General features: G+C 68.9%; 2 protein-coding genes. Both read left to right on the forward strand.

What is annotated here, in order from left to right; translation table 11 throughout:
* The coding region (locus PV682_RS44055; RefSeq protein WP_319738594.1) for an IS5 family transposase at window positions 1–738 on the forward strand (738 nt) is incomplete at its 5' end.
* A gap of 71 nt (window positions 739–809) precedes the next feature.
* Window positions 810–1,106 (forward strand): hypothetical protein, encoded by a 297-nt coding sequence (locus PV682_RS44060; protein WP_319738596.1) that lies wholly within the window; start codon window positions 810–812, stop codon window positions 1,104–1,106.
* Window positions 1,107–1,119: the final 13 nt, after the last annotated feature.

Here is a 1,119-nt window from a genome sequence, read left to right on the forward strand (position 1 = left end):
GTGCCGTGGCGTGATCTGCCACGCGAGTACGGGCCTTGGCAGACCGTGTACGGGCTGTTCCGGCGCTGGCAGCGACAGGGTGTGTGGGCCCGGCTGTTGATGCTGCTACAGGCGCAGGCCGACGCTGCCGGGCTGATCACCTGGGAGGTGAACGTCGACTCCACGGTCTGCCGGGCTCACCAGCATGCGGCCGGGGCTCGCCGGGACGGTGCGGGGCAGAAGGAGCCGCCCGGCGGGATGGGAAGTGAGCTCGACGATCACGGACTGGGCAGGTCGCGGGGCGGGTTCACCACGAAGATCCATCTGGCGTGTGAGCAGGGCCAGAAGCCGTTGTCGCTGCTGGTCACCGCCGGCCAGCGGGGTGACAGTCCGCAGTTCGAGCCGGTGCTGGATGCGATCAGGGTGCCCAGGGCAGGTCGGGGCCGGCCCAGGAAGCGTCCGCTGCGGGTGCGGGGCGACAAGGCGTACTCCTCCCGCGCGAACCGCGCCTACCTGCGCAGACGCGGGATCAGGTGCACGATCCCGGAACCGGCCGACCAGGTGCGCAACCGCAAGCGCCGCGGTCAGGCCGGTGGCCGCCCGCCGGCTTTCGATCAGCAGGACTACAAGGCCCGGCACGCGGTCGAGTGCGGCATCAGCCGCCTCAAGCAGCACCGGGCGGTGGCCACCCGTTATGACAAGCTCGCGGTCCGATTCGAGGCTGCCGTGCTCGTCGCGGCGATCCACCAGTGGCTGTGAGCCGTCGGCCCACCGGGCGGCCCGTGGGATGCTGACCACCGGATTCAAGCAGCGTGAGCACGGGAGGACCTGTGGCCGCCGAGTACTACTGCGCGGACAGCGAGAACGGCGACCATGTCGACGACCCGTCCGAGGACGCCCTGTTCATGCTGATCAGCGACCTGAACACCACGGACAACACCTTCGTCGTCGTCCAGCCCGACGAGGACGATCCGGTCTGGTTCGCCTCCATTGCCGTTTTGGACGAGGACGGCTACGAGGTCGTCCGGCGCGACACCAGCCGCCGCGAACACGACGTCATCACCGAAACCAGCGTCGACCGGATCGCAGGCGACCTCACCAAATGGATGGCCGCCCGCTTTTCCTAAAACACGGCCTAGC

It is taken from the genome of Streptomyces niveiscabiei, from assembly GCF_033794345.1.
Taxonomy (GTDB): domain Bacteria; phylum Actinomycetota; class Actinomycetes; order Streptomycetales; family Streptomycetaceae; genus Streptomyces; species Streptomyces niveiscabiei.